Below are 24,512 nucleotides of genomic sequence, written 5' to 3'. Positions count from 1 at the left end.
GGCTTTAGCGCCAAGCGGTATCAGGGGTAGTAGAAGTGCAGGCTGTAGCCCAGCGCCTTGGCGTCGCGGACTTCCATGCGGGTGACGATCTTCAGCTCGCTGCTGGCGTTGAAGCGGCCTAGCTTGAGATCGTCGGCGGACAGGTACTGTTCCGGTTTCAGCGTCTTGCGGATCAGCACGCGATCCTCGCCGTCCTTCAGCGACACCTCCATCAGCGGGAAAGCCTGCGGATAGGGCGCCAGGTTCTTCAGCGTGGCGTCCAGCTGGATCAGGTGCTCGTGCTGCGGCACGAACGACAGCTCGGACCACTCGGTGCGGATCAGCTGGCGCTGGGTCGGCAGTGGTACCTCGCAACCGAGCGACTGGCACAGCGACTCGAAGGCGGGGCGCAGTTCCGGCAGCTCGGCACTGACCGCGGTGCGGTTGATGAAGGCCAGCTGCAACAGCAACAGCAGCACGCCAATGACGCCGAGCAGGCCGAAGGCGGTGGCACGCAGCCAGTTGCCGTCGCCGGTGCTTGTGTCGCTTGCTTCCGCTTCTGTGTCGCGCTCGCTGGCGGCCGGCGCCGGCGCGGGCGCGTCATCGTCGAGATCGGCGGCGGATATCGGCGGCAGCGGGCTGTCCGCGCTGTCGACCGCGTCGTAGTGTGCGGCCAACCTTTGCTGGCGGCCGGAGGCCGGCGCAGCGGCGGCCGGCGGTTCATCGACCAGTGCCACCGGTTCGCTGGCACGGCTGGCCGGTGTCTGCAGCGCTTCGGCCAGCGCGCGCTGGAAGGCAGCGATGTCCTGCTGCGGCTCGGCGGCTGGGGTGCTGTCCTGCCGGGGCGGGGTATCCAGATCCTGCCATGACAGCGGCTGTTCCGGTTCCGGCAGCAGGTCGAAGTCGGGCAGATCCAGTGCCGCTTCAGGTTCAGGAGCGGCGGCTACCGCTGCCGCGCGCGGTTCGGCGCTGGCGGCAAGGTTGGCCGCATCCCGTTCCGGATGAAAGTCCGGCAGCTCCAACTCAAAGTCGTCGTCGGCCGCGGCTTCGGCGCGGGGGCTCGCCGCGTTGGCCGGGGTACTGATGATCGGCGGCACCTCGGCCACCATCGGTGCCGGCTCGAAATGGCTGGGCGCGTGGAAGACATGGCTACAGCGCCCGCAGCGCACCATGCCGGCAGCAAGGGCGAGGTGGGCATCGGAGACCTTGAAGCGGGTCTGGCAGGCGGGGCACTGTGTGGTGTAGCTCATGGTCAGCCGCGTTTCACGCCGGAAAGGCGGGTCCAGCCGTCGTCGAACACCGGCGCATCCATGTCGAACCATTGGCCGTAGATGGCCGCCAGTTCTTCTGCCTGTTCCTGCAGGATGCCGGACAGCACGATGCGGCCACCGGCGCGCACATGGCTGGCCAGCAGGCCGCCGAGCAGGCGCAGCGGATTGGCGAGGATGTTGGCAACCACGACATCGTACTCGCCCGGCAGCAGGCTGTCGGGCAGGCCGAAGTCGGCACTGACGTCATTCTGCGCGGCGTTGTCGATGCTGGCGCGTACCGCCTGGGCATCGATGTCGATACCGCGGGTGGCGCCGGCGCCCAGCTTCAGTGCGGCAATGGCGAGGATGCCGGAGCCGCAGCCGTAGTCGAGCACCGTTTCACCGCCCTTGATCTGCTCGTCCAGCCATTGCAGGCACAGGCGGGTGGTCGGGTGGCTGCCGGTACCGAAGGCGAGGCCCGGGTCCAGCTGCAGGTTGATCGCCGCCGGATCCGGCGACTGGTGCCAGGTCGGGGTGATCCACAGTCGCGACGAAATGCGGATCGGGTCGAACTGGCTTTGCGTCAGGCGCACCCAGTCCTGCTCCTCGACGCGGCCCAGCTCGTACTGCGGCAGCGGCAGGCCGCACTTGAGCGCGGCCATCGCGATCATGGCGGCGACGTCGGCGTCCTCGGCAAACAGGCAGTTGATCAGGCTGTGTTGCCACATCTGGTCAACCGGTTCGCCCGGTTCGCCGAAAATCGGCTGCTCTTCGGCGGTGCCGGCCAGCGCGTCCTCGATGGTGGCGGACAGGGCGCCGACGTCCATCAGGACGTCGGCGAAGCGCTCGGCCACCGCCGAGTCAGCTTGAATGGTGGCTTGCAGCCATGCCATAGAATTAACTGCCTTTCTTCAACTGCGCCAGACGTTCTTCCAGGTAGTGAATGCTGGTGCTGCCTTTCTGGAAGGCGGCATCGAGGAACAGCTCCTGGTGCAGCGGGATATTGGTCTTGATGCCGGTGATGGCCATTTCCGACAGCGCGACGCGCATGCGCGCCATCGCCTGGTCGCGGGTGTCGCCGTAGGCAATCAGTTTACCGACCATCGAATCGTAATGCGACGGCACGGTATAGCCCTGGTAGATGTGCGAATCGATGCGGATGCCCGGGCCGCCAGCCGGATGGTAGCTCTCGATCTTGCCCGGCGACGGCACGAAGGTGAACGGGTCTTCGGCGTTGATACGGCATTCCATCGCGTGGCCACGGAAGTGGATGTCCTTCTGCTTGAAACGCAACGGCAGGCCGGCGGCGATGCGGATCTGTTCCTGCACGATGTCGATGCCGGTGATCAGCTCGGAGACCGGATGCTCCACCTGCACGCGGGTGTTCATCTCGATGAAGTAGAACTCGCCGTTTTCGTACAGGAATTCAAAGGTACCGGCGCCGCGGTAGCCGATGCGGCGGCAGGCGTCGGCGCAGGCTTCGCCGATGCGCTTGCGCTGCTCGGCGGTGATGCCCGGTGCCGGCGCTTCTTCGATGATCTTCTGGTGGCGGCGCTGCATCGAGCAGTCGCGCTCGCCCAGATGCACGGCGTTGCCGTGCTGGTCGGACAGCACCTGGATCTCGATGTGGCGCGGCTGCTCCAGGAACTTTTCCATGTACACGGTCGGGTTGCCGAAGGCGGCACCGGCTTCGGTACGGGTCATGTTCACCGAGTTGATCAGTGCGGCTTCGGTGTGCACCACGCGCATGCCGCGACCGCCACCGCCGCCGGAGGCCTTGATGATCACCGGGAAGCCGATCTTGCGGGCGATCTTGGTGATTTCGGCCGGATCATCCGGCAGGGCACCGGCGACGCCGGGTACGGTCGGCACGCCGGCTTCGATCATCGCCTGCTTGGCGGAGACCTTGTCGCCCATCAGACGGATGGTTTCCGAGCGCGGGCCGATGAACACGAAGCCGGACTGCTCGACGCGTTCGGCAAAGTCGGCGTTTTCCGACAGGAAGCCGTAGCCGGGGTGGATCGCTTGCGCGTCGGTGACTTCGGCAGCGGCGATCAGCGCCGGTACGTTCAGGTAGCTGAGGGTCGAGGAGGCTGGGCCGATGCAGACCGATTCGTCGGCCAGCTTCACGTATTTGGCTTCGCGGTCGGCCTCGGAGTGCACCACCACGGTCTTGATGCCCATTTCGCGGCAGGCACGCTGGATGCGCAGGGCGATTTCGCCGCGGTTTGCAATCAGGATCTTTTCAAACATGTATTTCTCCACTGCAGGGCGCGCGCCGGTGTGCGATCTGGACCGGGCGCCGTGCGCAGGCTGGGGTTTTTTCCGTAAACGGTGCGTCAAACAACAAGGGCACTGACCAGACTGGCGTGCCCTGTGTTCAGCATGTCGTGCGGCAGACTGCTTATTCGATGATGAACATCGGCTCGCCGAATTCGACCGGCTGGCCTTCTTCGATCAGGATGGCTTTCACCACGCCGGCGCGCTCGGCCTCGATCTCGTTCATCAGCTTCATCGCTTCGATGATGCACAGCGTGTCGCCGACATTGACCTGCTGGCCAACCTCAACGAACGGGGTCGATTGCGGGCTAGGGCGACGGTAGAAGGTACCCACCATCGGCGATTTGACGGTGCCGGGGTTGTTGGCCACCGATACCACGGCCGGTGCTTCGGCGGCAGTCGGTGCTGCGGCTGGCGCGACGTGCTGCGGCACCTGCATGGTCATCGGCTGTGCGTAGTGCACGGTGCTGTTCGGGGAAACGCGGGTAATGCGGACTTTTTCTTCGCCTTCGGTCACTTCCAGTTCGGCAATGCCGGACTCTTCGACCAGATCAATCAGCTTTTTCAGTTTGCGCAGGTCCATGGTTTTCCTTCTTTAGGTATTCGGGTGTTTATGCCGGCTGTGCCAGACGCTTGATCGCGTGGGCCAGGGCCAGCTCGTAGCCGTGTGCGCCCAGACCGCAAATGACGCCGATCGCCAGATCCGAGAAATAGGAATGGTGGCGGAAGGCTTCGCGGGCGTGGACGTTCGACAGATGAACTTCGATGAACGGTACCTTGACACCGGCCAGGGCATCGCGCAGGGCGACGCTGGTATGGGTGAATGCAGCCGGATTGATGATGACCAGATCGGTGCCGTCACCGAGACAGGCGTGGATGCGGTCGATCAGTACGGACTCGGCGTTGCTTTGCAGCGAATCCAGTTCAATACCGGCCGCAGCGGCCTGTTCCTGCAGACGACGGTTGATGTCGTCCAGTGTGTCCCGGCCATAATGCTGTGGCTCGCGCAGTCCGAGGAGATTCAGATTGGGGCCGTGCAGCACAAGGATTTTTCGGGTCAAGGTAGCAGTCTCGGTTTTGATATGGGCGCGAGTTTGCCGCAATTGTCAGCACGATGTCCAGTATTTGCAGTATTTCAAACGCGCGTTTGCTTTTTGCGGTGGCGGAAAATTGTGGTGGTTTGGAGTAAAAACCCCAGTGTCGGTTCCCGCGACACGGCAGCTTGCCGCCTTGTCGCCGGCGATGACTTGATCTGGGGCAAGTGATGCCGCCGGCGGAACGCTGTGCGGCAAACGCGCTCGAAAGGTATAATCCGCCGGTTTCCTTGAAGATGCCTGTCATGCTTGTTTCCGATTTCGATTACCACCTGCCCGAACACCTGATTGCCCAGCATCCGCCGGCCGAACGCGGCGGCAGCCGTCTGCTGCGCGTCGACGGACGGGTGTTGCAGGATGATCACTTTGCCGCCATGGCCGACGCCCTCGACGCCGGCGACGTGCTGGTCTTCAACGATACCCGCGTGATCAAGGCGCGACTGTTTGGCGAGAAGGCCAGCGGCGGCAAGATCGAGGCGCTGGTGGAGCGGGTGCTGAACGAGCACGAGGTGCTGGCGCACGTGCGCGCCAGCAAGTCGCCGAAGCCGGGTACGCGGCTGGTGTTTGCCGGCCGCTGGCAGGCGGAGATGGTCGAGCGCGCCGGCGAGCTGTTCAAGCTGCGCTTCCTGGATGCGGCCAACGTGTTCGACATCCTCGATGCCTCCGGCAAGCTGCCGCTGCCACCTTATATCGAGCGCGATACCGACGGCGACGACGACGAGCGCTACCAGACGGTGTATGCGCGGGAGAAGGGCGCGGTGGCGGCGCCGACCGCCGGCCTGCACTTCACCGACGCCATGCTGCAGACGCTGCGCGACAAGGGCGTGATCCTGTGCAGTGTGACGCTGCACGTCGGCGCCGGCACCTTCCAGCCGGTGCGGGTGGACAACATCGCCGAGCACAAGATGCACAGCGAGATCTACGACATACCGCAGGCGACGGTGGATGCCATCGACGCCGCGCACAAGGTTGGCCGCAAGGTGCTGGCGGTGGGCACCACCAGCATGCGCGCGCTGGAGTCGGCGGCACGGCCGGACGGCGTGTTGCGCGCCGGCCGCGGCGAGACCGACATCTTCATCACCCCCGGCTACCGCTTCAACGTGGTGGACAAGCTGCTGACCAATTTCCACCTGCCCAAATCCACGCTGCTGATGCTGGTGTCGGCGTTTGCCGGTTACGAGGAAATGCGTGCTGCCTATGCCCACGCCGTGGCGCAGGAATACCGTTTCTTCAGCTATGGCGATGCCATGCTGCTAACCCGCAAGGAGTGATGCCATGAGCGGACTGAGCCCGGACAGCGCCCGCCCGGTGGAGATCAAGCTGCACAGCGTGTCGAAAAAGCTGGAGATCAGCTTCGACGACGGCGCCAGCTTCCAGCTGCCGGCCGAGTACCTGCGCGTCTATTCGCCGTCGGCGGAAGTGCGCGGTCACGGCGTCGGCAACGAAACGCTGCAGACCGGCAAGATGCACGTCGGCATCAAGGCGTTGGAGCCGGTCGGCCACTATGCGTTGAAGATCACCTTTGATGACGGCCACGACAGCGGGCTGTTTAGCTGGGCCTACTTATATGAGCTGGGCGTCAAGCACGACCAGTACTGGCAGGATTATCTGAATCGGCTCGCCGCTGCCGGCGCGCTCAGGGAGTAAACATGGACAAGCAGACGCACTTTGGTTTCAAGACCGTCGACGAGAGCGAAAAGGCGGACAAGGTCGCCGAGGTGTTCCACTCGGTGGCACAGAAGTACGACGTGATGAACGACCTGATGTCTGGTGGCCTGCACCGGGTGTGGAAGCACTTCACGCTGACCACCTCCGGCGTGCGCGCCGGTGACAAGGTGCTGGACATCGCCGGCGGTACCGGCGACCTCGCGCGCGGCTGGGCCAAGCGCGTCGGCAAGAGCGGCGAAGTGTGGCTCACCGACATCAACAGCTCGATGCTGACCGTTGGCCGCGACCGGCTGCTGGACGAGGGCATGATCCTGCCGGTGTCGCTGGCCGACGCCGAGAAGCTGCCGTTCCCCGACAACTACTTCAACGCGGTGTCGGTGGCCTTCGGCCTGCGCAACATGACGCACAAGGACGCGGCGCTGAAGGAAATGTGCCGCGTGCTGAAGCCGGGCGGCAAGCTGTTCGTGCTGGAATTCTCCAAGGTGTGGAAGCCGCTGTCGCCGTTCTACGATTTCTACTCCTTCAAGGCGCTGCCGGTGATGGGCAAGCTGGTGGCCGGTGACGCCGACAGCTACCAGTACCTGGCCGAATCGATCCGCATGCACCCGGACCAGGAAACGCTGAAGCAGATGATGCTGGACGCCGGTTTCGGCCGCGTCGACTACCACAACATGACCGGCGGCGTGGTCGCGCTGCACAAGGGCGTCAAGTTCTGATGACGGACCCGCTGGCCGCGCTCAACGCCACGCTCGGCATCGACGTGCAAACGTTGGCCGCACGCGGCCTGACGCCGTTCGCCGAGGCGACGATGCTGGTGGTGGCGGAGCGCAACGCGGCCGGCCGCGAGTTCGAGCTGACGCCGGCCGCCGCCGGCGCGTGGCAGGCGATGCGTGACGCCGCCGCCGCGGACGGGGTGACGCTGCAGCTGGTGTCGGCCTATCGCAGCATCGCGCGCCAGCATGAGATCGTCGCCGCCAAGCTGGCGCGTGGTCAGAGCCTGGACGCGATCCTGCAGGTCAGCGCTGCGCCTGGTTTCAGCGAGCACCACACCGGCCGTGCCGTCGATATCGGCACCCCGGACTCGCCGGTGCTGGAAGAAGTGTTCGAGCAGACGCCGGCCTTCGCCTGGCTGCAGGCCAACGCCGGGCGCTTCGGCTTCGTGATGAGCTTTCCGCGCGGCAACGCCTGCGGCTACCTGTACGAACCGTGGCACTGGTGCTACCGGCAGGAGACGGCATGAACCCGTGGCTGATGCTGGGGCTGGCGATCGTCACCGAGGTAATCGCCACCAGTTCGCTGAAGCTGGCCGCCGGTTTTACCAGGCCGCTGCCGTCGCTGCTGGTGGTGCTCGGCTACATCGCCTCGTTCTGGCTGCTGTCGCAGGTGCTGCTCAGGCTCGATCTCGGCGTGGTGTACGCCATCTGGTGCGGGGTCGGCATCGCGGTGGTGGCGACGGTGGGTGTGCTGCTGTTCGGCGAGAGCCTGTCGCCGCTGCGTATCGCCGGGCTGCTGGCGATCATGATCGGCACCATCTTGTTGAGTTTGTCGGGCAAAGGACATTAATGATGCGTATCCGCGTGGCGGCTTTCAATCATCTGCTGAACCAGCATCCGGCGCAGCGCGCCGAGCTCGCGCAGTTTGCCGGGCGCCGTATCGGCATCGTGCTGCCGCCGCTGGACGTGCACGGCGTGGTCACCGAGGAGGGCTGGCTGGCGGTGTGCGAGGGCGGGGCCGAAGCCACGCTGCGCCTGAAGCACGGCGTGGCGCTGGCGCAGCTGTCCGGCCGCGCGCCGGACCTGGCCGACGTGTTGCTGGAAGGCGATACCGAGCTTGCGGCCAACGTTGGCCGCATCGTGCGCCAGCTGAAGTGGGACGCCACCGAAGACCTGTCGCGCGTGGTCGGCGACATCGCCGCGCAGCGGCTGCAGGGCTTTGCCCGCGGCCTGTTCGGTATCAAGGGCGAGATCGGCAGTCGCCTGCTGGACAACTGGCTGGAACACCTGCGCGAGGAAAGCCCGCTGCTGGCGCGCAGAAGCAGCGTCGAGCAGTTCGTGCGCGCGGTGGATACCCTGCGCGACGACACCGCGCGCCTGGAAAAACGCCTCGCCCATCTCGAAGCCCTGGCGCAAGCCAGCAACCGGAACTGACCTCCCCCATCATGCGCATTGCCCGTTTTAGCAAAATCGCTGCCACCTTTTACCGTTTCGGTCTCGACGAATTCCTTGCCGGCCGCGCGCGCGTCGGCTTCATCCACCGCCTGTGCCAGCTGACGCCGCTGCCGCGCGACCTGTCGGCACCGTTGCCGCAGCGGGTGCGGCTGGCGCTGGAGGCGCTGGGGCCGATCTTCGTCAAGTTCGGCCAGGTGCTGTCCACCCGCCGCGACCTGCTGCCGGAGGCGTACGCCGACGCGCTGGCGCACCTGCAGGACAACGTGCAGGCCTTCGACGGTGCCATCTCGCACCAGGTGATCGAGCGCAATCTGGGGCGGCCGGTGGCGGAACTGTACGCCGAGTTCGACGACGTGCCGGTGGCCAGCGCCTCGGTGGCGCAGGTGCACCGCGCGCGGCTGCACGGTACCGACGGCAAGCCGGGGCGGGCGGTGGCGGTGAAGGTGCTGCGTCCGGGCATCCTGCCGGTGATCGAGCAGGACCTGGCGCTGATGCGGCTGCTGGCGCGGCTGGTGGAGCGCTTCCTGCCGGACGGCAAGCGGCTGAAGCCGCTGGAAGTGGTGGCCGAATTCGACCGCCACCTGCACGACGAACTGGACCTGATGCACGAGGCCGGCAACGCCAGCCAGTTGCGGCGCAATTTCACCGGCTCCGACATGCTGCTGGTGCCGGAGGTGTTCTACGACTACTCGGCGCGCGAGGTGCTGACGCTGGAGTGGATGGACGGCATTCCGGTGGGGCAGATCGAACGCCTGCGCGAGGCCGGCGTCGACCTGAAAAAACTCAGCCGCTTCGGCGTCGAGATCTTCTTCACCCAGGTGTTCCGCCATGGCTTCTTCCACGCCGACATGCACCCGGGCAATATCTTCGTCGCCGCCGACGGCCGCTACATCGCGCTCGATTTCGGTATCGTCGGCAGCCTCACCGAGTCCGACAAGCACTACCTGGCGGTCAATTTCCTCGCCTTCTTCAACCGCGACTACCACCGCGTCGCCACCGCGCACATCGAATCCGGCTGGGTGCCGAAAGACACCCGCGCCGAGGAGCTGGAAGCGGCGGTGCGCACGGTGTGCGAGCCGATCTTCGACAAGCCGCTGTCGCAGATCTCCTTCGGCCTGGTATTGCTGCGCCTGTTCGAGACCAGCCGTCGCTTCAATGTCGAGATCCAGCCGCAGCTGGTGCTGCTGCAGAAGACGCTGCTCAACATCGAGGGCCTCGGCCGCCAGCTCGATCCCGATCTCGACCTGTGGGATACCGCCAAGCCCTTCCTCACCAAGTGGATGAACGAGCAGATCGGCTGGCGCGGCCTGCTGCGCACGCTGAAGCACGAGGCGCCGGAGTGGGCGACCACGCTGCCGGCGATTCCGCGCAAGCTGAACGAGGCACTGTCCGGCAAGAGCACGGAGCTGGTGGTGCAGGGCTACATCCAGCTGATGCGCGAGCAGAAAACGCAGAATTTCCTGCTGAAGCTGATCGCGCTGCTGCTTGGTGCACTGCTGCTGCGCGACTGGCTGTAGCGCGCACCCATCCCGCTCCATCTAGAAGCCGCCTGCGGGCGGCTTTTTTGCGGCCAACGTTGGCCGCAGGCTTGACCTTGTGATTTAAATATATAAAAATATATAACGTAAATCGTTTAATCGTCAGGGGAAGAGCATGAGCCACAACTATCAGGAACTGACCGCCGCGCTATCGGCCAAGCTGGCCGAATTCCGCAAGGAAATGCCGGACACCATGCGCGGTTTCGGCCAGATGAGCAAAAGCGCGCACAGCGATGGCGCGCTGGACAACAAGACCAAGGAGTTGATCGCATTGGCGATCGGCATCGCCGGTCGCTGCCAGGGCTGCCTCGCCTTTCACGGCAAGGCGCTGGTGGAGTTGGGCTGCACGCGCGCGCAATTCATGGAGATGTTGCAGGTGGCGGTGTATATGGGCGGCGGGCCGTCGCTGATGACGGCAGCGGAGGCGCTGCTGGCCTACGAGAGCTTCGGCGGCGAGCGCGCCGGCTAAGAGCGGTGAGGGGGCTGGTGGGGGGGGCTTGCGGCCAACCTTGCCGGCCTCAGGCCATCAGCCGCGTCCAGCCCCACAGCAGCAGTGCGGCGGCCAGCAGCCAGACGAGTGTGGCCAGCAGCAGCGTCGGCACCAGCGCGGTGCGGGTGCTGAGCCAGTACACCACCAGCAGGTACAGCGCGTAGGGCAGCAGCGACCACAGCCCGAACAGCGCGGTGCGCTGCAAGGCCTGCGCGTCGCGCTCGCTGCCGACGATGTAGTGCGCGATCAGCGCAAAGGTGGGAAACAGCGGCACCAGCCCGGCAATGTAGAAGGCGCGCGACTGCGACAGCAGCGCGATCAGCAGGACCGCCAGTGCGCCGAGGCTGCACTTGGCGAACAGCGCCAGCATCAGTCCTGCAGCAGCGCGGCGACCACGCCGCGGCCCTCGGCCAGCAGGATGTTATAGGTGCGGCACAGCGCGGCAGTGTCCATCACCTCGACGCCGATGCCGGCATTGGTCAGCGTCGCGTACAGCTTGGGGTGCGGAAAACGCAGCTTGCTGCCGGTGCCCAGCAGCACCAGTTCCGGCTGCTTGGCCAGCACCGCGGCAAAATCGGCGTCGCAGAAATCCTCGAAACGAGCCGGGCGCCACGGCGTGATGCTGTCGGCGGTGACGATCAGGCTGCCCTCGTGGCGCACCTTGTTGATCTCGACATGGCCGGCGCCGGAGGCGGTGAACAGGTTGGATCCGGCGGTGTTGGCTTCGTGAAGTTTCATGATGTCATCCTGGCGTGAGAAGCTGGTGCAGTGCACCACGTATTGGGATAGGATTATACCTTGCCCGCAAGCGGTGCATGCCCTGCATTGCGCTTGCGACATATCGTGAACCGACCCCCAGCCAGTGGTAACAGCTCCCATGCAGCCTATCCAGAAATCACAAAAACTTGCCAACGTCTGCTATGACATTCGCGGCCCGGTGCTTGAGCACGCCAAGCGCATGGAAGAAGAAGGTCATCGCATCATCAAGCTCAATATCGGCAATCCGGCGCCATTCGGCTTTTTCGCCCCGGACGAGATCATCGAAGACGTGATCGCCAATTTGCAGAATGCGTCCGGCTATTGTGATTCCAAGGGCCTGTTCGCCGCGCGTAAGGCGATCATGCACTACGCGCAGCAGAAGCATATTCCCGGCGTCGGCATGGAAGACATCTACATCGGCAACGGCGTGTCCGAACTGATCGTGATGGCGATGCAGGCGCTGCTCGACAACGGCGACGAGGTGCTGGTGCCTGCGCCGGACTATCCGCTGTGGACCGCGGCGGTGAGCCTCGCCGGCGGCCGCCCGGTGCACTACCTGTGCGACGAGGCCGAGGGCTGGATGCCGTCGATCGCCGACATTCGCGCCAAGATCACGCCGCGCACCAAGGCGCTGGTGGTGATCAACCCCAACAACCCGACCGGCGCGCTGTACCCGGACCACATTCTGCAGCAGCTGGTCGAGGTGGCGCGCGAATTCGGCCTCATCCTCTATGCCGATGAAATCTACGACAAGGTGCTGTACGACGGCGCCACGCACACCTCGATTGCCTCGCTGGCGCCGGACTTGCTGGTGTGCACCTTCAACGGCCTGTCGAAGAACTACCGCGCCTGCGGTTACCGTGCCGGCTGGATGATCCTCGCCGGCGAAAAGCGCCACGCCAAGGACTACATCGAAGGCCTCAACATGCTGGCCTCGATGCGGCTGTGCGCCAACGTGCCGGCACAGTACGCGATCCAGACCGCGCTGGGCGGCTACCAGAGCATCGACGACCTGGTGGCTCCGGGCGGCCGCCTGGCGCGGCAGCGCGATCTGGCCTGGGAGATGCTGACCGCCATTCCCGGCGTAACTTGCGTGAAGCCGCAGGGTGCGCTGTACCTGTTCCCGCGCCTGGACCCCGCCATCTATCCGATCGAGGACGACCAGCAGTTCATTCTGGAGCTGCTGCAGCAGGAGCGGGTGTTGCTGGTGCAGGGCAGCGGCTTCAACTGGGTTGCCCCCGATCACTTCCGCGTGGTATTCCTGCCTAACAGCGACGACCTGACCGAGGCCATTGGCCGTATCGCGCGTTTTCTGGAAAACTACCGCAAACAACACGGTACCGCCTGATCGTGATGCAAAGGGGAGCCGCGGGCTCCCCTTTTTTGCACGCGGCAGGACGCCGAGTACGGCCCGCCACGGTTGGCCGCACTGGACGCCTTGCGCCAGGGACAAATCAATAACACTTTGGAGTTCAGCATGAAACCGATCAACATTGGTCTGATGGGAGTGGGGACAGTCGGTGGCGGTACCGCCACCGTATTGAAGCGCAACGCGGAAGAGATCAGCCGCCGGGCCGGACGCGAGATCCGCCTGTTCATGGCGGCCAACCGCGATATGGCGCGCGCGCGCGAAGTCGTCGGCGACGGCGTGCCGCTGGTCGACGACGCCTTCCAGGTGGTCAACCATCCGGAAGTCGACATCGTGGTCGAGCTGATCGGCGGCGACACCATCGCCAAGGAGCTGGTGCTCAAGGCCATCGACAACGGCAAGCACGTGGTCACCGCCAACAAGAAGCTGCTGGCGATGCACGGCAACGAGATCTTCGCTCGCGCCCAGGAAAAAGGTGTGATGGTGGCGTTCGAGGCCGCGGTCGCCGGCGGCATCCCGATCATCAAGGCGCTGCGTGAAGGCCTGTCCGCCAACCGCATCGAGTGGCTGGCCGGCATCATCAACGGCACGTCCAACTTCATCCTGTCGGAAATGCGCGAAAAAGGCGCCGACTTCGGCGACGTGCTGAAAGAGGCGCAGGCGCTGGGCTATGCCGAAGCCGATCCGACCTTCGACGTGGAAGGCCACGACGCCGGTCACAAGCTGACCATCATGGCGGCGATCGCGTTCGGCATCCCGATGAACTTCGACAACTGTTATCTGGAAGGCATCAGCCAGCTGGAAGGCAAGGACATCCAGTACGCGGAAGAACTGGGTTATCGCGTCAAGCTGCTGGGCCTGACCCGCCGCACCGCCGCCGGTGTCGAGCTGCGCGTGCACCCGACGCTGATCCCGGAAGACCAGCTGATCGCCAACGTCAACGGCGTGATGAACGCGGTGCTGGTGCGTGGCGATGCCATCGGCCAGGCGCTGTTCAACGGCCCGGGTGCCGGTGCGTTGCCGACCGCGTCGGCGGTGGTGGCCGACATTGTCGATGTCGCGCGCCTGCTGACCTCCGATCCGGAACACCGCGTGCCGCATCTGGCGTTCCAGCCGGACCAGCTGCAGAACCTGCCTATCCTGCCGATGGGTGAAGTGGTCAGCAGCTACTACCTGCGCATCCAGGCCGCCGACCGCGCCGGGGTGATGGCCGACATCACCCGCCTGCTGGCGGAGAACAACATCTCGATCGAAGCGCTGATCCAGAAGGGCTCCGCCACCGACGGTTCCGCCGAGATCGTGATCCTGACCCATCGCGTGGTGGAGAAGTCCGCCAACAAGGCGATCGCCGCCATCGAGGCGCTGGATAGCGTCGCCGGCAAGGTGGTGCGCCTGCGCATGGAAGAGCTGAATGGCTAAGTGTGGCTGGCTGCTGTTGTTGCTGCCGGCGCTGGCTTGCGCCGGTAATGGCGCCAGTGGCAGCGCTGGCGCGATCCCGCGCCAGCCGGTGATACAGCTGCTGACCACCGCCTGTCTGGCCAAGGCCGGGCAGGAGCCGCTGCTGAAAAGCCTGCTCAGCAGCCCGGAGGCGGCCAGCGCCTACTGCGGTTGCGCCGGCGAGCGCATCGTCAGCGGCCTCAGCGACGACGAATTGCTGGATGCAGTCAGCAAGGGCAAGGGCGTGGCGCAGGACCCGGTGTGGAAACGGCGCCTGCTCAATGTCGGACTGCAATGTCTGGATCAACTGGTTAAATGAATAACATGCGATACATCAGCACCCGTGGCGGCATGGCGCCGCTTGAATTCTCCGACACCATCCTGATGGGGCTGGCCCCGGACGGCGGCCTGGCGCTGCCGGAAAGCTATCCGCAGATCACGCGTGCGCAGCTGGATGCCTGGCGCGGCCTGTCCTACGCCGAGCTCGCCTTCGAGATCATCAGCCTGTTCGCCACCGACATTCCGGCCGCCGACCTCAAGGACATCCTCGACCGCACCTACACCGCCGAGGTGTACGGCAGCGAAGTGATCACCCCGGTGAAGCGTCTGCACGACGGACTGGTGATCCTAGAGCTGTCCAACGGCCCGACGCTGGCGTTCAAGGACATGGCGATGCAGTTCCTCGGCAACCTGTTCGAGTACGTGCTGGCGAAGAAGGGCGAGCAGCTCAACATCCTCGGCGCCACCTCCGGCGACACCGGCTCCGCCGCCGAGTACGCGATGCGCGGCAAGCAGAACATCAACGTGTTCATGCTCAGCCCGGACGGCCTGATGAGCCCGTTCCAGCGCGCGCAGATGTACAGCCTGCAGGACGCCAACATCCACAACATCGCCATCCACGGCATGTTCGACGACTGCCAGGACATCGTGAAGGCGGTACAGAACGATCACGCCTTCAAGGCCAGGTACAAGGTCGGCACCGTCAACTCCATCAACTGGGCACGCATCGTGGCGCAGGTGGTGTACTACTTCAAGGGCTACTTCAACGCCACCGGCAGCAACGACGAACAGGTCAGCTTCTGCGTGCCGTCCGGCAACTTCGGCAACGTCTGCGCCGGTCACATCGCGCGCCAGATGGGGCTGCCGGTACAGCGCCTGATCGTGGCCACCAACGAAAACGACGTGCTGGACGAGTTCTTCGGCAGCGGCAAGTACGCGCCGCGCGGCACCGCCAACACCTGGGTCACCTCCAGTCCGTCGATGGACATCTCCAAGGCGTCCAACTTCGAGCGCTTCATCTTCGATCTGGTCGGCCGTGACGGCGACAAGGTCAAGGCGCTGTGGGCAGAGGTCGACAGCGGCAACGGCTTCGACCTTGCGGCCAACCTTGGGGCGGTACGCGAGCAGTTCGGCTTCGTCTCCGGCAAGAGCACGCACGCCGACCGGCTGGCGACCATCCGCGCGGTCGATGCCGAGGACGGCGTGGTGGTGGATACGCACACCGCCGACGGCATCAAGGTGGCGCGCGAAGTGCGCCTGCCGGGGGAGACCATCGTCTGCCTGGAAACGGCGCTGCCGGCCAAGTTCGCCGACACCATCCGCGAGGCGCTGAATCGCGAGGCGCCGCGTCCGGACGGCTTCGACGGTCTGGAAGACCTGCCGCAACGGGTGACGGTATTCGATGCCGACGCTGCGGCGGTGAAGGCCTATATCGAGCAGGCGCTGGCCTGAGTCCAGTGGCGCCCGAAGCTTGCCGCCCCCGCCGTCTGGCGGGGGCTTTTTCTTGTCCGGTGCGCGTCGCTGCTCTTTGCGGCGCTGGCAGCCGGCAATCGTTTTTGCATGCTTGGGTGGCGCGGGTACAATGGACGGATGATGCGAAATCCATTGTTGTACGGCCTGTTGCTGCTCAGCCTGTTTGCCAGCGCCGCCGGAGTGCAGGATCTGCGCCAGCTGGAGCAGGTGGCAACGGCGTTTGCCGAGGCGGAGGCCGGCAGTGACGGCTTCCGCTACCAGGTTGGCAAGGCCGATCCGCGCTTGCGGCTGCCGGCTTGTGCGCAGCCGCCGACGGCCGGCTGGCCCGGCGGCCAGAAGCCGCCGTTCACGGCGTTGGAGCTGGCCTGCGCCGCGCAGGGCTGGCGCATCCTGCTGCCGGTGACTGCCAGCCAACTCAGTGTCGGCTATGTCACCACCCGGCAGTTGCGCGCCGGCGAGGTGCTGCAGACGGGTGACATCAAGCTGATGCCGGTCAGCAACCGCGCACTGGCGCTGCAGGCGGTACGCGATCCGGCGCTGATCGTGGGCAAGGCGCTGCGCAGCACCCTGCCGGCCGGCAGCCTGCTGCGCGAAAGCCAGCTACGCCTGCCGCTGGTGATCAAGACCAATCAGCCGGTGCGGGTGCTGGTGCAGGGCAGCGGCTTTGCCATCGGCAGCGACGCGGTGGCACTGGGCAACGCCGCCGTCGGCGAACGACTGAATGTGCGGGTACCGTCCGGCAAGGTGATCTCGGGCGTGGTGCAGGAAGATCTGAGCGTGCTGATCGCGGCGCCCTGAAAAAATAGTCAAGTTTTTGCATTTTCAGGCGATAATGACTTCAGATTACAAAACTTTTTGTCGGGCGGGTGACATATGAAAATCGACAATTCGGGCAAGGTAGCGGCGGCCTACGGCGCGCCGGTGCGTGCTGCCAAGAAGGAAGACGTGGCCACCACGGCGTCGGGCACCACGGCGCGCAGTGAAAGCGTCGCCATCAGCTCGCAGGGCCTCGCCAAGGCGGCGCAGGCGGCCGAGGCGTTCGATGCGGACAAGGTTGCCGCCATCAAGGCTGCCATTGCCGCCGGCGAATTCAAGATCAATCCGGAAGCCATTGCCGACAGCCTGATCGCCAGTACGCGCGAGTTGCTGGCAGGCTGATAGCGGAAACGCGTGATGCCAAGCGAACTGTTCCTACAGCAGTGCCAGCAGGAAACGGCGGCACTGCTTGCGCTATTGTCGCTGCTGGAAGAAGAGCAGCGCGCGATCGTGCGTTTTGACGCGCTGAAACTGGATGCCTGCGCCGTCAGCAAGCAGCAGCAACTGCAGCTGCTGCAGGACAGCAAGGCGCAGCGCCTGGCACTGCTGGCCGCGCACCAGCTAGACGGCAAGACCGCCTTCCTCTCGTGGCTGTCCGCCGCCGAGCCGGCGCTGCAGCAAGCTTGGATGGCGCTGGAGCACGAACTGGCCAAGGTGCAGGCGCTGAACGACAGCAATGCTGCAATGGCGGCAGAACGGATGACCTTTGCCACCGAGGCGCTGACCGCGCTGCGCGAGGAAGCCAAGGCCATCGACGGTTACGGCCGCGACGGCAACTTCGCCGCCACGCTGGCCGCGTCGCGCCGTCTGGGTTCTGCCTGACAGCGATTGTTGTTTTTGTGTTATCTTCCCTCGCGAGTTCATCTCTTGCGTCTGCGTTAATTCATGACCCTGATCTCCCTTATCGTTGCACTGGCTCTGGAACAATTGCGCCCCTTGGGTAACCGCAACCGGGTATGGCGCGTGTTTACCCGTTACGCCAACCATCTGGAACGCACGCTGAATGCCGGCTACAACCGGCACGGCGTACTGGCTTGGGTGGTGGCGGTGCTGCCGGTCGTGGCGGTGGTGATGGCGGTGTACTACGCGCTGTACCAGGCCAGCCCGCTGTTTGCCCTGCTGTGGAACATCCTGGTGCTGTACCTGACCATGGGCTTCCGCCATTTCTCGGGTTCGTTTTCCGAAATCGCGCTGGCACTGGGCGAGGGGCGGGATTTTGACGCACGCAAGGAGCTGGCGCGCTGGACCAACCAGCCGACCTCCGAGCTGTCGATCGAGGAAGTCTCACGGCTGGCCATTGAGCAGGGCGTGCTGGACAGCTACCGCCACGTGTTCGGCACCATGTTCTGGTTCGTGCTGCTGCCCGGTCCGGCCGGTGCCGTGCTGTACCGTGCTACGCAGATGCTGGCGCAGAAGTGGGGCGCCCGCGACGACGATCTGTTCGGCCGTTTCTCGCGCCGTGCCGGCGAATGGCTGGACTGGATTCCAGTGCGTCTGACCGCGGCCAGCTTTGCGGTGATGGGCGACTTCGAGGACGCGGTGTACTGCTGGCGCTCGCAGGCCAAGACCTGGGGCAACTACGCGACCGGCATCCTGCTGGCCTCAGCGGCCGGCGCACTGGGCGTCAAGCTCGGCGATCCGCTGCGTCAGGACTACACCGTGAAATACCGCCCGGAACTGGGTGTCGGCGACGATGCCGACCCCAACTACCTGAAGAGCGCCGTCGGCCTGGTATGGCGTACCGTGCTGCTGTGGTTGTTCGTGGTGTTGCTGATCAGCGTGATCTCATTCTTCGGCTGAACCCAGCCTGTTGCTGCGCCGCCAGTGTTGGCGGCGCTTCGCTTTTTAATTGATTATTGAACGGGGCCGGGGCGCAGTAGTGGCGCCAGCCCTGATGGAGTTCCCGACATGTCTTTTGCCGAACTGGGTCTATCGCCCGAAATTTTGCGGGCCGTAGATGAACTGGGGTACAGCGAAGCCACCCCGATCCAGGCCAAGGCGATTCCGCTGGTATTGTCCGGACGGGACCTGTTGGCCGCGGCGCAGACGGGTACCGGCAAGACGGCGGCATTCCTGCTGCCGATCCTGGAGCGTCTGAAAAAATTTGCCAATCCCAGCGTGTCGCCGGCGATGCACCCGGTACGGGCGCTGATCCTGTCGCCGACGCGCGAGCTGGCCGACCAGATCGGCGTCAACGCCAAGGCCTATACCAAACACCTGCCGTTGCGCTGCACCACCGTCTACGGTGGCGTGAACATGGATCCGCAGACGGCGGACCTGCGCCGCGGCGTCGAGATCGTGATCGCCACCCCGGGCCGCCTGCTCGACCACATCCAGCAGAAAACCATCCAGCTGAACAAGGTCGACGTGCTGGTGCTGGACGAGGCCGACCGCATGCTGGACATGGGCTTTATCCAGGACATCCGCAAGATCATGTCGCTGCTGCCCAAGCAGCGCCAGACCCTGCTGTTCTCCGCCACCTTCGCGCCGGAAATCAAAAGGTTGGCCGCAGACTTCATGCACGATCCACAAACGGTGGAGGTGGCGCGCCAGAACTCCACCAACGCCCAGGTCGAGCAGCTGGTGTATGCCGTCGACAGCGGCCGCAAGCGCGCGCTGCTGTCGCACCTGATCCGCGAACGCGAGATGAGCCAGGTGATCGTGTTCTGCAAGACCAAGATTTCCGCCGACCAGCTGTCGCGCGACCTGAAGCGCGACGGCCACGCCGCCGAGGCGATCCACGGCGACAAGGCGCAGAGCGCACGCCTGGAAACGCTCAACAGCTTCAAGAGCGGCGAGGTGAAGGTGCTGGTGGCCACCGACGTGGCGGCGCGCGGTCTCGACATCTCCGAGCTGCCGTTCGTGGTCAACTACGAAATGCCGAACTCGCCGGAAGACTACGTGCACCGTATCGGTCGTACCGGCCGTGCCGGCGCTTCCGGGGTGGCGATTTCGCTGATGTCGCCGGACGAGGTCAAGCAGCACGAGGCCATCGAGAAACTGACCCGGCAGACGCTGCCGCCGCAGACCGTCAACGGTTTCGAGCGCCGCGATGCGTCGTCCGCCGCCGACAGCGGCTTCGGTAGCCGCAACGCCGGCCGCGAGCGCAGCGATGCGCGCCCAGCACGCGAACCGCGCGCCGAGCGGGCAGAACGCAGCGAACGGCCGGAGCGCAGTGAGCGTCCGGAACGCAGCGAGCGTCCGGAACGCAGCGAACGTGCGCCGCGCGCGCCGCGTGACCTGCGCGATGCTGGCACCCGTAGCCGCGAACAGCGTGATCCGCAGGAAGGCCTGAAGGTGGCGCGCGTCGGCGAGATCGGCGGTCGCATCCTGCCGCAACGGCAGCGTGAAGTGCCGGCGCTGTTGCTGCCGCCGCGTTACAAGGTGAACCAGGAGCGCTAAGCCCCGCGGTTCCGCCCCCACCCGCGCAAGCTGTTTGCGCGGGTTTGTTTTTCCGGCGCGCCTAGTCGGCGAGGGCGATCACCACCCGCTTGTTGCGCGCGCCCTTGCTTTCGATCTTTTTCACCAGCACGCGGCCGATTTCGCCGGTGCGGACCACGTGGGTGCCGCCACAGGGTTGCAGGTCGACGCCGTCGATCTCGATCAGGCGGATTTCCTGCAGGTGCAGCGGCGGTGTCACCGACATGGTCTTGATCAGCTCCGGTTGCGCCTGCAGCGCGGTGCCGCTGGTCATCTTCACGCCGACAGGCAGATCGCGCGTCACCAGCTCGTTGAGCGCCTGTTCGATGGCCTGCGGCTCCAGCTGCATGCCTTCCGGCAGGTCGAAGTCGAGGCGGCCGCCGTCGGCGGTGAGGTTGCCGCCGGTGACGCCGGCCTTGATCACCACCGACAGCAGGTGCAGGCAGGTGTGCACCCGCATGTGGCGATAGCGGCGCTTCCAGTCCAGCGTCAGCGTCAGCGGCGTGCCGGGCGCCAGCAGTGGCGCGGCGGCGTCGAGCTGATGCACGATGCGGCGGCTTTCCTTGTCGCGGCGGGTGTCGTGGACGGTCAGCTGGCTGCCGTTGGCCAGCGTCAGCGTGGCGCGGTCGCCGGGCTGGCCGCCGCCCAGCGGGTAGCACAGGGTGTCGGCCAGTACCAGGCCGTGGGCGTCGTGCTGCAGTACCTGGGTGTCCAGCGTGCGCTGGTAGGCGTCGAGATTGAATTGTTCGGACATGGTTTCCCTCGGTGTCGTGTCGCCGTTGCCGCGCACGAGCGATATGGTTATAGGCAAAGGTTGGCCGCAAGCGGTTAGCGAACAGAATAGATGAAGACGTTGTCGCCACAATCAAGCATGCATACGCTAGATGATTACACGCCGCCGCAAGAGGCGGTCGCGGTGCTGCACGCCGATGCCCAGCTGCTGGTGGTGGCCAAGCCGGCCGGACTGCTGGCGGTGCCGGGGCGGTTGCCTGAAATGCAGGACTGCCTGATCCACCGCGTGCAGCAGCAGTATCCCGAGGCGCTGGTGGTGCATCGCCTGGACATGGCGACCTCCGGGCTGATGGTGCTGGCGCGCAGCCTGGCGGCGCAGCGCGCGCTGAGCGAGGCCTTTGCCAGCCGCGCGGTGAGCAAGCAGTACGTCGCGCTGCTGGACGGCCAGTTGCCGGACGAGGTCGGCAGCGTGGCGTTGCCGCTGATGAGCGACTGGCTGCGGCGGCCGCGGCAGAAGGTGGACGCCGCCGGCAAGCCGGCGCTGACCGAATACCGGCTGTTGCAGCAGCAGGCCGACGGCAGCCGCGTGCTGTTGACGCCGGTCACCGGCCGTACCCACCAGCTGCGGGTACACATGCTGGCACTCGGTTGTCCGATCGTCGGCGACGCGCTGTACGGCGGCCGCGCCGCGCCGCGGCTGATGCTGCACGCGCAGTCGCTGGCGCTGAACCATCCGCACAGCGGCGAGCCGCTGCAGTGGCAACTGGCGGTACCGTTCTGACGGCCGCCAAACCGAAACCCGAGGAAATGAGGCGCATGAGCCAGACCAGACAGTTGTCCCGAGACGAGATCAAGACCCTGCCGCTGTTCCCGGCGCTGGGGCCGGCGCAGATCACGGTGGTGGACCGTGCCGCCTTGCCGGGGGCGCTCGCGGCGCTGCGCGCGGCGCGGGTGGCCGGCTTCGATACCGAGTCGCGGCCAACCTTCCGCAAGGGCGAAGAGGCCACCGGCCCGCACCTGATCCAGCTGGCCACCAGCGACCACGCCTACCTGTTCCCGGTGTCCGACGCCGAGGTGCTGGCGGCGCTGGGTGCGCTGCTGGCCAGCGGCGAAGTGCTGGTGGTCGGCTTCGACCTGCGCTCCGACAAGCGCCACCTGCGCGACCGCTTCGGCATCGAGTGCCAGGCGCTGCTGGATGTCGGCAGCCTGTTCCAGAGCGATTCGCCGACCATCACCGTCGGCGCGGTGCAGGCGGTGGCGCGGGTGTTCGGCCAGTATTTCCGCAAGTCGAAAAAACTGTCCACCTCCAACTGGGGCGCCAAAGTGCTGAGCGAAGCGCAGCAGGTGTACGCCGCCAACGATGCCTGGGTGGCGCTGCGCATCTACCAGGCGCTGCGCCCGGCGCCGTGATGCGGCCAACGTTGGCCGCAACGCCGGCACCATGCGGCAGCGGCGCTGCCGCGATCGATCGATTGACTAGGGGTAAGCATGCTGTTTGAGCGGCCTTGTGCCATTGTCGACCTGGAGACCACCGGCGGCCACATCAGCCGTGACCGCGTGACCGAGGTCGGCGTCATCCTGATTGACGGCGAGCGCGTCGAGCGCTTCGACATGCTGGTCAATCCCGGGCAGCCTATCCCGCCGTTCATCGAGCAGATCACCGGCATCAGCGACGCGATGGTGGCCGATGCGCCGCCGTTCGCCGATATCGCCGCCATGCTGCTGGGCAAGCTGCGCGGCCGGCTGCTGATCGCGCACAACGTGCGCTTCGACTACGGCTTCCTGAAGAACGAATTCAAGCGCCTCAACCTGCCGTTCCGCAGCGAGGTGCTGTGCACCGTCAAGCTGTCGCGGCTGCTGTACCCGCAGCACTTCAAGCACAGCCTGGACAGCATTATCGCGCGTCACGGCATCGTGCAGGCCGAGCGCCACCGCGCGCTGGCCGACGCCGACGCGCTGCACCAGTTCCTGCAGCAGGCGATCGCCGAACACGGCCAGGCTGAGGTCGAAGCGCAGGCGGCGGTGTTGATGGCGGCGCCGGCCGCGCCGCCGGGGCTGGACCCGGAGGTGATGGAGCAGCTGCCGGACGTGCCGGGGGTGTATTCCTTCTACGGCGATGACGGGCAGGCGCTGTATGTCGGCCGCAGCGACAACCTGCGCCGCCGCGTACTGGCGCATTTCGGCGCCGAGCCGCGCCCGCACAAGGACGTGCGCATCGGAGAGCCGATCAAGCGCATCGAATGGCAGGAGACGATCGGCGACTTCGGCGCGCAACTGCAGGAGTTGCAGCTGATCCGCGCCTTGCAGCCGCTGCACAATCTGCGCGGCCGCCTGTCGCAGGAGCTGTGTTCGCTGCAGCTGGCGCCGCTGGACAGCGGCTTCCTGACGCCGCGCATCGTGCTGGCCAGCGAGGTCGACTTCTCGCGGCTGGACACGCTGTACGGCCTGTTCCGCAGCCAGAAGGAAGCCAAGAAGGCGCTGGCGGAACTGTGCGCCGGCAACGGTCTGTGCCAGACCTGCCTGGCGCTGGAAAAGCGCGGTGCGCGCAAGGGAGCCTGCTCCGCCTTTGCGCTGGGCCGCTGCAAGGGCGCCTGTATCGGGCGCGAGGACGCGGCCAGCCACAACCTGCGCCTGCAGCAGGCGCTGGCGCGGCTGAAGCTGCAAAGCTGGCCCTATCCCGGCGCGGTGGCGGTGCGCGAGACCGATCCGGTGTCCGGCCAGTGGCAGGAACACCTGTTCGAGCGCTGGTGCTATCTCGGCTCGCGTCGCGAGGAACAGGCCGCGCCGCAGGGCACGCCGACCTTCGATGCCGATACCTACAAGCTGCTGGCGGCCTTCCTGCGCAAGCCGCAGCCCGATGCCGAATTGCGCATGCTGTGACGCGCGCGCCAGCCACGAGCGAGAGCCATGTTTGATCTGCTGCACACCGATCCGCGTTTTTACGTCATCGCCAAGCATCCCGGCGTCAGCTTCCACGCCGACGGCGAGGAGGCCGGGCTGATGAGTGCGCTGCGCGCCGGGCTGGGCGATGACGCGCTGTGGCCGGTGCACCGCCTAGACCGCGTCACCTCCGGCCTGCTGCTGATCGCGCGCAGCCAGCAGGTTGCGGCCAACCTTGGTGCCGCCTTTGCCGGTCGCGAGGTGGAGAAATACTACCTGGCGCTGTCCGATGCCAAACCGGCGAAGAAACAGGGCCTGATCCGTGGCGACATGGAAAAGGGGCGCGGCGGAGCGTGGAAGCTGTGCCAGAGCCAGCTCAACCCGGCGGTGACGCAGTTCTTCAGCCACTCGCTGGCGCCGGGGCGGCGCCTGTTCCTGCTACGGCCGCGCACCGGCAAGACCCACCAGCTGCGAGTGGCGATGAAGTCGCTGGGCGCCCCCATTCTCGGCGACGCGCTGTATGGCGGCAGCGCCGCCGATCGCACCTATCTGCACGCCTATGCGCTGGCGCTGACGCTGGACGGCGAGGCGCTGCATTTCGTCTGCCCGCCGGCGCAGGGCAGCGAGTTCGCCGTGCCGGCGCTGGCCGCCTACCTGCAGCAACAGCCGCCGTGGACGTTGCCCTGGCCGCAACGCTAGCCTTCTCCCTGATCTGTCGGCGACGGGCCGGAAAGCGCGGCATCGCCCGCCTGGATGACCGCTACGGCAACTGGATACACTGCAGAGCGTGGCGGCGGCAGCTATGCTTTTAAGGGAAAGCGCTTTGCACGCTGTTTTAATTACGGTGCCATGGCGGGCAAGTGGCGATTTAATCGGCAAG

29 protein-coding genes are annotated in these 24,512 nt (G+C 65.6%); 21 read left to right on the top strand and 8 right to left on the bottom strand.

Features of this window, described 5'->3' with window-relative positions:
* Positions 1-20: 20 nt before the first annotated feature.
* The 5 genes from PQU89_RS06375 to aroQ all read right to left on the bottom strand — a co-directional run bounded on the left by PQU89_RS06375 (position 21) and on the right by aroQ (position 4,570).
* Complete coding sequence (locus PQU89_RS06375) at positions 21-1,229, bottom strand: DUF3426 domain-containing protein (RefSeq protein ID WP_272765115.1); 1,209 nt, start codon at positions 1,227-1,229, stop codon at positions 21-23.
* Positions 1,230-1,231: 2 nt separating this feature from the next.
* The gene (gene prmA, locus PQU89_RS06370) at positions 1,232-2,122 is read right to left on the bottom strand and encodes a 50S ribosomal protein L11 methyltransferase (RefSeq protein ID WP_272765114.1); all 891 of its coding nucleotides are present in this window, start codon (positions 2,120-2,122) and stop codon (positions 1,232-1,234) included.
* Between the two features lie 4 nt (positions 2,123-2,126).
* A complete protein-coding gene (gene accC, locus PQU89_RS06365) occupies positions 2,127-3,482 on the bottom strand; it encodes an acetyl-CoA carboxylase biotin carboxylase subunit (RefSeq protein ID WP_120810555.1) in 1,356 nt (451 codons plus the stop codon).
* Positions 3,483-3,633: 151 nt separating this feature from the next.
* Positions 3,634-4,092: an acetyl-CoA carboxylase biotin carboxyl carrier protein gene (accB, locus tag PQU89_RS06360; RefSeq protein WP_272765113.1), complete on the bottom strand. Its 459-nt coding sequence runs from the start codon at positions 4,090-4,092 to the stop codon at positions 3,634-3,636.
* Between the two features lie 28 nt (positions 4,093-4,120).
* Positions 4,121-4,570, bottom strand: coding sequence for a type II 3-dehydroquinate dehydratase (gene aroQ / locus PQU89_RS06355; protein WP_047966835.1), 450 nt, complete (start codon positions 4,568-4,570; stop codon positions 4,121-4,123).
* A 278-nt stretch (positions 4,571-4,848) separates the two neighbouring features.
* Here aroQ and queA point away from each other — a divergent pair, with 278 nt between their 5' ends.
* From queA to PQU89_RS06315, 8 genes are all read left to right on the top strand, one after another.
* Positions 4,849-5,874: a tRNA preQ1(34) S-adenosylmethionine ribosyltransferase-isomerase QueA gene (gene queA, locus PQU89_RS06350; RefSeq protein WP_272756835.1), complete on the top strand. Its 1,026-nt coding sequence runs from the start codon at positions 4,849-4,851 to the stop codon at positions 5,872-5,874.
* 4 nt (positions 5,875-5,878) lie between these two features.
* Complete coding sequence (locus PQU89_RS06345; RefSeq protein ID WP_272765112.1) at positions 5,879-6,250, top strand: gamma-butyrobetaine hydroxylase family protein; 372 nt, start codon at positions 5,879-5,881, stop codon at positions 6,248-6,250.
* Between the two features lie 2 nt (positions 6,251-6,252).
* Positions 6,253-6,987, top strand: coding sequence for a bifunctional demethylmenaquinone methyltransferase/2-methoxy-6-polyprenyl-1,4-benzoquinol methylase UbiE (ubiE, locus tag PQU89_RS06340; protein ID WP_047966832.1), 735 nt, complete (start codon positions 6,253-6,255; stop codon positions 6,985-6,987).
* A complete protein-coding gene (locus PQU89_RS06335; protein ID WP_272765111.1) occupies positions 6,987-7,511 on the top strand; it encodes a M15 family metallopeptidase in 525 nt (174 codons plus the stop codon). Before ubiE ends, PQU89_RS06335 begins: the two co-directional genes overlap by 1 nt.
* Entirely contained in the window at positions 7,508-7,834 is a 327-nt protein-coding gene (locus PQU89_RS06330) for a DMT family transporter (RefSeq protein ID WP_272765110.1), read from the top strand. The genes PQU89_RS06335 and PQU89_RS06330 overlap by 4 nt, the downstream gene beginning before the upstream one ends.
* Complete coding sequence (locus PQU89_RS06325; protein WP_272765109.1) at positions 7,834-8,418, top strand: ubiquinone biosynthesis accessory factor UbiJ; 585 nt, start codon at positions 7,834-7,836, stop codon at positions 8,416-8,418. The genes PQU89_RS06330 and PQU89_RS06325 overlap by 1 nt, the downstream gene beginning before the upstream one ends.
* An 11-nt stretch (positions 8,419-8,429) precedes the next feature.
* Positions 8,430-9,956 (top strand): ubiquinone biosynthesis regulatory protein kinase UbiB, encoded by a 1,527-nt coding sequence (gene ubiB / locus PQU89_RS06320; protein ID WP_272765108.1) that lies wholly within the window; start codon positions 8,430-8,432, stop codon positions 9,954-9,956.
* 136 nt (positions 9,957-10,092) lie between these two features.
* The gene (locus PQU89_RS06315) at positions 10,093-10,446 is read left to right on the top strand and encodes a carboxymuconolactone decarboxylase family protein (protein WP_272756840.1); all 354 of its coding nucleotides are present in this window, start codon (positions 10,093-10,095) and stop codon (positions 10,444-10,446) included.
* A 49-nt stretch (positions 10,447-10,495) separates the two neighbouring features.
* On the opposite strand, the gene PQU89_RS06310 is transcribed toward PQU89_RS06315, so the two are convergent.
* On the bottom strand, positions 10,496-10,837 hold the full coding sequence (locus PQU89_RS06310; RefSeq protein ID WP_272765107.1) for a GlpM family protein: 342 nt from the start codon (positions 10,835-10,837) through the stop codon (positions 10,496-10,498).
* Positions 10,837-11,205, bottom strand: coding sequence for an Mth938-like domain-containing protein (locus PQU89_RS06305; RefSeq protein WP_272765106.1), 369 nt, complete (start codon positions 11,203-11,205; stop codon positions 10,837-10,839). Before PQU89_RS06305 ends, PQU89_RS06310 begins: the two co-directional genes overlap by 1 nt.
* A gap of 139 nt (positions 11,206-11,344) precedes the next feature.
* Between PQU89_RS06305 and PQU89_RS06300 the strand changes: the two genes are divergently transcribed.
* The 9 genes from PQU89_RS06300 (at position 11,345) to PQU89_RS06260 (ending at position 20,002) form a co-directional block, all read left to right on the top strand.
* Positions 11,345-12,574 (top strand): pyridoxal phosphate-dependent aminotransferase, encoded by a 1,230-nt coding sequence (locus tag PQU89_RS06300; RefSeq protein WP_272765105.1) that lies wholly within the window; start codon positions 11,345-11,347, stop codon positions 12,572-12,574.
* A gap of 129 nt (positions 12,575-12,703) precedes the next feature.
* Positions 12,704-14,014 carry a homoserine dehydrogenase gene (locus PQU89_RS06295; RefSeq protein ID WP_272765104.1) on the top strand — a complete coding sequence of 437 codons (1,311 nt, stop codon included), beginning with the start codon at positions 12,704-12,706 and terminating at the stop codon, positions 14,012-14,014.
* The gene (locus PQU89_RS06290) at positions 14,007-14,351 is read left to right on the top strand and encodes a hypothetical protein (RefSeq protein WP_272765103.1); all 345 of its coding nucleotides are present in this window, start codon (positions 14,007-14,009) and stop codon (positions 14,349-14,351) included. The genes PQU89_RS06295 and PQU89_RS06290 overlap by 8 nt, the downstream gene beginning before the upstream one ends.
* A 5-nt stretch (positions 14,352-14,356) precedes the next feature.
* Entirely contained in the window at positions 14,357-15,763 is a 1,407-nt protein-coding gene (thrC, locus tag PQU89_RS06285) for a threonine synthase (protein WP_272765778.1), read from the top strand.
* Between the two features lie 141 nt (positions 15,764-15,904).
* Positions 15,905-16,582 (top strand): flagellar basal body P-ring formation chaperone FlgA, encoded by a 678-nt coding sequence (gene flgA / locus PQU89_RS06280; protein ID WP_272765102.1) that lies wholly within the window; start codon positions 15,905-15,907, stop codon positions 16,580-16,582.
* Positions 16,583-16,657: 75 nt separating this feature from the next.
* A complete protein-coding gene (flgM, locus tag PQU89_RS06275) occupies positions 16,658-16,942 on the top strand; it encodes a flagellar biosynthesis anti-sigma factor FlgM (protein WP_272765101.1) in 285 nt (94 codons plus the stop codon).
* A gap of 15 nt (positions 16,943-16,957) precedes the next feature.
* On the top strand, positions 16,958-17,422 hold the full coding sequence (gene flgN, locus PQU89_RS06270) for a flagellar export chaperone FlgN (RefSeq protein WP_272765100.1): 465 nt from the start codon (positions 16,958-16,960) through the stop codon (positions 17,420-17,422).
* A 63-nt stretch (positions 17,423-17,485) separates the two neighbouring features.
* Positions 17,486-18,400 (top strand): CobD/CbiB family protein, encoded by a 915-nt coding sequence (locus tag PQU89_RS06265; protein ID WP_047966820.1) that lies wholly within the window; start codon positions 17,486-17,488, stop codon positions 18,398-18,400.
* Positions 18,401-18,508: 108 nt separating this feature from the next.
* A complete protein-coding gene (locus tag PQU89_RS06260) occupies positions 18,509-20,002 on the top strand; it encodes a DEAD/DEAH box helicase (protein ID WP_272765099.1) in 1,494 nt (497 codons plus the stop codon).
* Between the two features lie 61 nt (positions 20,003-20,063).
* Here the strand turns inward: PQU89_RS06260 and PQU89_RS06255 are convergent, their stop codons facing one another.
* Positions 20,064-20,774 carry an alanyl-tRNA editing protein gene (locus tag PQU89_RS06255; RefSeq protein ID WP_272765098.1) on the bottom strand — a complete coding sequence of 237 codons (711 nt, stop codon included), beginning with the start codon at positions 20,772-20,774 and terminating at the stop codon, positions 20,064-20,066.
* A gap of 117 nt (positions 20,775-20,891) precedes the next feature.
* Here PQU89_RS06255 and PQU89_RS06250 point away from each other — a divergent pair, with 117 nt between their 5' ends.
* From PQU89_RS06250 to PQU89_RS06235, 4 genes are all read left to right on the top strand, one after another.
* Positions 20,892-21,533, top strand: a complete 642-nt coding sequence (locus tag PQU89_RS06250) for an RluA family pseudouridine synthase (RefSeq protein ID WP_272765097.1) — start codon at positions 20,892-20,894, stop codon at positions 21,531-21,533.
* A gap of 35 nt (positions 21,534-21,568) precedes the next feature.
* On the top strand, positions 21,569-22,162 hold the full coding sequence (locus PQU89_RS06245; RefSeq protein WP_272765096.1) for a 3'-5' exonuclease: 594 nt from the start codon (positions 21,569-21,571) through the stop codon (positions 22,160-22,162).
* Positions 22,163-22,240: 78 nt separating this feature from the next.
* Positions 22,241-23,632: a 3'-5' exonuclease family protein gene (locus PQU89_RS06240; protein ID WP_272765095.1), complete on the top strand. Its 1,392-nt coding sequence runs from the start codon at positions 22,241-22,243 to the stop codon at positions 23,630-23,632.
* A gap of 27 nt (positions 23,633-23,659) precedes the next feature.
* Positions 23,660-24,331 carry a TIGR01621 family pseudouridine synthase gene (locus PQU89_RS06235; protein ID WP_272765094.1) on the top strand — a complete coding sequence of 224 codons (672 nt, stop codon included), beginning with the start codon at positions 23,660-23,662 and terminating at the stop codon, positions 24,329-24,331.
* Positions 24,332-24,512 lie beyond the last annotated feature (181 nt).

Origin of the sequence: Vogesella indigofera, assembly GCF_028548395.1 — a bacterium.
Taxonomy (GTDB): domain Bacteria; phylum Pseudomonadota; class Gammaproteobacteria; order Burkholderiales; family Chromobacteriaceae; genus Vogesella; species Vogesella indigofera_A.
The sequence above is the reverse complement of the archived record's forward strand: the minus strand, read 5'-3'. Positions and strand labels throughout refer to the sequence as shown.